Origin of the sequence: Streptomyces sp. TRM68367 (assembly GCF_014495685.1) — a bacterium.
Lineage (GTDB): Bacteria > Actinomycetota > Actinomycetes > Streptomycetales > Streptomycetaceae > Streptomyces.
Genome location: NZ_JACTVI010000191.1, coordinates 1 through 5898 on the forward strand (window position 1 = coordinate 1; position 5898 = coordinate 5898).

The 5898-nt window shown below is 67.1% G+C and carries 4 protein-coding genes; 2 read left to right on the plus strand and 2 right to left on the minus strand.

Going from position 1 to position 5898, the window contains the following annotated elements:
* Nucleotides 1-36: 36 nt before the first annotated feature.
* Nucleotides 37-2712 carry a type ISP restriction/modification enzyme gene (locus H8R17_RS44035; protein ID WP_262506014.1) on the minus strand — a complete coding sequence of 892 codons (2676 nt, stop codon included), beginning with the start codon at nucleotides 2710-2712 and terminating at the stop codon, nucleotides 37-39.
* Nucleotides 2713-3256: 544 nt separating this feature from the next.
* On the opposite strand from H8R17_RS44035, the gene H8R17_RS44040 reads away from it, so the two are divergent.
* A complete protein-coding gene (locus tag H8R17_RS44040; protein ID WP_187828779.1) occupies nucleotides 3257-3649 on the plus strand; it encodes a hypothetical protein in 393 nt (130 codons plus the stop codon).
* A gap of 5 nt (nucleotides 3650-3654) precedes the next feature.
* Nucleotides 3655-4323, plus strand: coding sequence for a nucleotidyl transferase AbiEii/AbiGii toxin family protein (locus tag H8R17_RS44045; RefSeq protein ID WP_187828780.1), 669 nt, complete (start codon nucleotides 3655-3657; stop codon nucleotides 4321-4323).
* A 323-nt stretch (nucleotides 4324-4646) separates the two neighbouring features.
* On the opposite strand, the gene H8R17_RS44050 is transcribed toward H8R17_RS44045, so the two are convergent.
* Entirely contained in the window at nucleotides 4647-5774 is a 1128-nt protein-coding gene (locus tag H8R17_RS44050; RefSeq protein WP_187828781.1) for a hypothetical protein, read from the minus strand.
* Nucleotides 5775-5898 lie beyond the last annotated feature (124 nt).

Here is a 5898-nt window from a genome sequence, read left to right on the forward strand (position 1 = left end):
GTCACCACCACCCGAAGGACGAACCAGGACGAATCCTCAACCCCGACCGACCACCCCAGGCCGGCGCGCGCACGTGAATGATCGAGGCAGACCACCGAAGGAATTGCGCAGGTGCTGGAGAAGGCCGGGGGTCACATTGGGGGTGCCGTCCTTCTGCAGGAGGGGGATTACCCTGCCACCACCCCAGCCGGCGAAGTGGTGCATGTCCGGCATGAGCGCGGTGAACAGTGTGGCGGGGCCGTCACCGAACCGTTCGGAGTGCAGCTCCACGATGTGTATCTGGCCCTCGACCCGGTTCTCCCACAGCTCCGGCGAGCATCTGTCGAGGACCCTGTTGTCCGGGATGATCCACTGCCGATCGAAAGGGCGGAAGGCCACAGGCACCGGTTCCGGACACTCGGGACCTGCCTCCAGCATCGACCGCCTTCGCTGTGCCGAGCCCGGGAGCGGCTTGACCGGCCGGTCGATGGTACGGCCGCCTTTGGTCTCCCTGAATAAGGCACGCTTCTCGGTCAAGTCCGTCTCGGCGGTCAACCTCCGCCAGCGGGAGCGCAGCGTATCGGGGTCCGCGGAGTAGACCCACGTCCGCTTGGGCAAAATGCCGGGCACTGTCCATGGCAGCAGATCATCCAATGCGGGATACGTATCCCACGCTCCGAGGGCCGCAGGCGTAAACGGAGCGTGGGCATCCTGACGCACCGGGCGCCACTGATCACTGTCCGGCCCGAGAGCCTCGAGCTGCGCGTACTTCTCCTCACGAGTGCTGCCGTCCAGGGCGACATACCTGATATGGGCAGGTTCGGTGTCGGCTCTGCTGCGGACGAACACGGCGATCGTCAGTTGCTGCTGAACGCCCTCGAAGAGGCGTGTCCGCAACGGTGGCTGGATGCCTTCCGGGCTGAGGTCGATGATCCAGCCCTCGGAACAAGTCTCACGCAGGTACTTCCTCATCCCTCGGAAACCGGGCCCGCTGAGAAAGCCCGCGGTACTGATGAAGGAGACGATTCCGCGGTCCGACTCGGAACGGTGCTGTTCAAAGACCTTGAAGGTGGCCCAGCGCCAGAAGTAGACGTACAGGTTCTTGAGCTTGTTCTCGTGCACTCCGTTTCTGCCACCGAGGCGAAAGGCATCGAGCAGAGGTGCTTTATCATCCCCCTCACGGCCTTTCTCCACCCAGCCGCCCTCCCCCTCGGCTCTCTCCCGGTCCGGCGGGTTACTGATCATGACGGTCACCTTCTGCTCGCGCTTGATCCAGTCCGCCTTGCGGGTGTTCTCGACCAGAGGATCGCCATCGGGCAGGAACGTGAAGAGCGTGGCCCTCTCGTAGGGGTCCGCGAGGGTGTCGGCGAGATGGAGCCGCAGATCGCCGAGTTGCGTGTCAGTGACTTGCTTGCGGAGGGTCTGGGTGATCCTCATCTGGGCGACCGCGTAGGCGGCCATCTGACGCTCGAAGCCAATCAGCCGCCCCGCCAGCTGCTCCACCGCTTCGCCGCGGAAACCCTCCCCACGGCGGGAGCGTTCTTCGGTGACCCTGTCGATAATCTCGCTGAGGAATGTGCCGGTGCCCATGGCAGGGTCGACGATCGTCACCTGCTCGTCCGCGAAGCCCTCCACACAGCCCAGGCGGGTGCGCAGGACGGCGTCGGTGAAGCGAACCATCTCCTTCACCAGGCGGGGCGGGGTGTAGTACGTGCCGGAGCGTTTACGCAGCTCGCGGTCGTATTCCTGGAGGAAATCCTCGTAGAGATGAACGTGGGCGTCGGGCGTCCGCGCTCGGACCGCCTCCCAGTCGACAGCGTCGATGACCTGCACGAGCGTGTCGATTCGGCGGGCGAACTCGGCGTCCACCGTCTCCGTCAACAACTGCAGGGCTCGACCCATGACCGTGTTCTCGGCCTTCAACTCACATGCAACATCAACGAAGTTGCGGTCGGCGAGCGGTACGTTCTCGATACGGGCCAGCAACAGGGCGAAGGCGATCGTCTGGGTGTAACGGTCGGCGAAGAGGTGATCGGGGTCTTGTCCATCGGTTGAAGGGAAGAGCACCTTGCTCCAGTGGTGCGCCAAGGCGGTGAAAGGCTTGGGGACACGCCGCCGGCTGAGAGGCCCGTCTGGCGTTCTGCGTTCGAGGGCAAGCTGCTCCAGCACCTCCTCGCGCAGGTACTGACACAACGGAGCGATAGACGACACCAACTGGCCAACAGTGGTGATGCGTCGGGGCTGCCACCCCAGAAATTCCCGCAGCAGATCCCGAAACGCCGCCCCGTCGGCCTCGTTGGTACGCAACCGGCTGCCGGACCGGTACAGATCACCTTCGAGCCGAACCGTGTGCAGAGGCCGCGTACCGCCTCGGTACAGGCACCAGGTGTGACCGTTGCTGTACAGCACGTTCGGCAGCCGGCGCATCAGCTCCCACTGCTCCCGGTCCCGCTTCGTGAAGCCGTCGGGCGTGACGTCGTGCCCCGGGGCCTTCAGCTCGAGGAAGCCGGTAATGCGCGCCGATGTCTCCACCGCGTAATCCGGACGCACCCGGGCCTCGGGCAAGGAGTACTCAGGATGAAGGCGAGGGCTCAGCTTCCAACGCACCCCGAATGTCTCCACCAGCTTCGCCACCGGCAGGCTGATGGACGCCTCCGTGTCGCTGACCCGCAGACGCTCCCTGCACTCGGATCCAAAGTCCGCCACGAGAGCCTGTATCCACTCCTCCGGCATCGTGCCCCCTCCAAGCTGTGGACGCGGACGGTGGATCACCGCAGACACAGCTTGTTGGAGGCGAAACGACCGGCTCAGTGGGCACGGGGGGCGCGCGAGGGGCACGGACGGCGCGTTCCGTGACCGCTGGGAAAAGAGGGGCGGATGTTGGTCGGGAAGAGACCGCCAGAGCCCGCTTGACCGCCGCCTCAGGCGGGAAGGCGCTCTCGGGACGCCATTCCCGATCTACTACGGAGGTGCTGGACTCCTTCCTTCATTCCGTCACCGCAGCGATTCACGGTGTGCGAACCACCGAAGGCGAGCGGACCCTCTGTCCCAACTCTCGAAAGTCCTACAGATGCTTGCCGCCATACGCATCAACCGGCTGAACGGACGACCCCCGAGGAGGGGACCAGCATGCCCGGCGGACTGCCAGGAGTCAGCACCGCTCACGGAAGAGCAGACTGCGGCAACCAGCTCACCGGGGGGATCCGCCCCCGCTCGCTCCGGACGCCAGCTCGCACATCATGACCCTCGCAACGTCTCCGGCCGCCATAATGGAGTCATGCCCTCCAGCCCACAGCACCCCGCACCCACCCCGAGGGACGTTTCGGGCGCGGACGCCGAGGACCTCGCGCTGTACCGGGAAAAGTTCCGCCGTCGTCTACCGATGTCGCTGGACGAGCTGCACGGGCCGACCCACGGCGTCGTGGATCTGCCGCTGCACATGGCCTGGTCCGGGATGACCTCATACGACCTGGGCAAGCCGCGCCAGCGTATGGGCTTGTACCGCACCGTCCTGCACGAGGGCCTGCACGACGATCTCCCCCGCTACCTCAACCGGGACCTGCTCCTCCAGCTGTGGCCAGTGCTGCGCACCCTCGTCGGTCGCACCGTGCGCGCCGTATGGGAGGACGCCTTCCCTCAGCTCGCCTCCCGCACCCGGGCAACCGCGTGACGGACATGCCGGAGCTGCACACGCGGCTCCTGGCGGATGTGATCGCGCTCGGTTCCCCGTATCCACTGGTGCTCACCGGTGGATACGCTGTGCGCGCGCACCGCCTCGTGAACCGCCCCAGCCAGGACCTTGATGTCGCCACCGAGAACCCGGCGCCCGTGGCCGACATCGCCGCCACGCTCCGCGTCGGCCTGGAAGCCCGCGGCTGGAAGGTGCACGCGCTGGAGACCGCCCCGCTGTCCGCCCGCTTCACCGTGACCGACCCGGCCACCGGGCAGGAATGTGAAGTCGACATCCTCAAGGAGATCTTCTGGAGGCCGGTCGCCCAGAGCCCGTACGGGCCCGTCCTCGCGGAGGAGGACGTGATCGGGACCAAGGTCCGCGCCCTCGCCGACCGCGGAGCGCCCCGCGACCTGATCGACGTGTTCGCAGCCTCCCGCCGCTGGACCAATGCCGAGCTCGAAGAGTTCGGCCGCCGCCACGCCCGCGGCCGCTTCGAGCGCGAGGATCTGCAGGCGAACCTCACGGGCGCCGAGTGGACCGACGATGAAGCCTTTGCCGCCTATGGGATCGATGACGCCACGATCACTGCTCTCCGCGCTTGGGCCGTGGAGTGGGCCGACGACCTCGCGGCCCGTCTCCTCGAGGAGGCCGATGATCCGGACATCGACTGATCACGTCCGGATGAGATCGCATCTGCAAGCGATCAGAGCAAGAGCCGAGAAGTGAGTAGGTGGGACAGCAGTAGGTTACGGGCGTCCCACGCCAAGCACGCCGGGCAGACCCTGGGGAGATCAGTCGGAGGCCAGGCTGCCCCCATTGGCGTGGCTGATCAACTGGAGCCGACCCTCGTGCGTCCCCCACGCGCTCGGCCTCCATGGTCTCGGCCTGGAAGTCGGCGTGAACAGATCAGCGTGCCGTGCGCGCCATGCTGCAGGCGCTGCGCCCCTGCCCGCCCCGTGGTCCCCCGGTTCCCAGGACGTCACGGCCAGCTGGCCTATCTCTCCTCGTCGAGTTGGTACACCCGGCTGTGCGCGCCCCTGATGCCCGTGACCGTCACACTGCTGCTCGGACGGCAAGTCAGTTGCTGGAGCGGCTGCGGGATGATGCGTACGGAGACGGGACCGGTTCCGGCCTCCAGCCCTGAGACGATAACGAGGAAGAAGTCGTCGCTCTCCGCTGCTCGCTGGAACTCCGCGGGCGTCAGCAGCACCGTGTCCGGCTCGGCGTCCTTATATGCCTTGAGTTCGTAGAACCGCGACAGTGCGTCCACCGCGTCGGCGCCGAGGCCACGCTGGGCCCGTAGGTCACGCAGCCAGTCGTCGTCGATGGCGAGTGCCTTGCGCACCACGTCCAGAGCCACCTTTTCCTGCTCCATACCCGTGTAGGGGCGCGGCGGCGTGTGCTGTAGGGGGATCGCCGATCCGGCGCGGGGCTGCGGCAGGGCGGACGTACCCGAGGTGTACCTGCTCGGCCGTGCGCTGGGCGCGCCCGCAGCTGAGGGCTTCAGCGGCGTGATGATGCCGCTCGGATCGACGAGCCGGAGCCTGCCGGGGTCGACGAGCCTCCGCGGTGGAGCAGCGGGGGGCACAGGCGGGGCTGACGGCCCCGCGGGCGGTGGCGTGCTGAGGGCAGGCGGCAGGATCACTGCCGTCCGTGGGGTACCGGCCACTGTGCCGGCCTGCGCTTTGGTCGCGGTACGGCGTTGGTCCACCTCGTTTCCGAGTTCCCGGAGCCGTCGTTCGCGTTCGGCCTCCGCCGCTTCCCGGTCGCGCCGCACCTGGTCGTCGGCAAGGCTCAGTTGTACCGCCGTACGGCCCTTCTCGGCCTGGTCACAGGCTGCTCCCCAGGCGAGGGCCACGTCGCGGCGGCTGCCCGGAAACCGGGCGGCGATCGACCTGCCCACTCCGGATGTGCGTGTCAGAGCGGCGGTGTCACGGACGTACAACGTGCCCGAGGACCAGTCGATCCCGGCGTCCACGGGCACGTGCACCGTCTCGCCCGTGTCCGGAAGATCGAAGCAGCAGGCCAGGTGAGGGGCGATGCATACAGTCAGGTCAGCCAGCTGGTCCCACGAGCAGTCTAGGGACTGGGCAACGCTCGCGGCGTTGCGCTGCAGTGTCAAGCCCCGGGTTTCGTGGAGACTGCGTTAGCTGGTTTGCTGGAGTGACGTAGGGGGTTCGGCCGCGAGGTAGTGGGCGGCCTCGTGTTCGGCGGGGGTGATGTGGCCGAGCTCGCCGTGGAGGCGG

Excerpts from the sequence above, each read along its gene's own strand:
- H8R17_RS44045 (WP_187828780.1), top strand. The coding sequence starts at position 3,655 with ATGCCGGAGCTGCACACGCGGCTCCTGGCGGATGTGATCGCGCTCGGT.
- H8R17_RS44040 (WP_187828779.1), top strand. The coding sequence starts at position 3,257 with ATGCCCTCCAGCCCACAGCACCCCGCACCCACCCCGAGGGACGTTTCG.
- H8R17_RS44035 (WP_262506014.1), bottom strand. The coding sequence starts at position 2,712 with ATGCCGGAGGAGTGGATACAGGCTCTCGTGGCGGACTTTGGATCCGAG.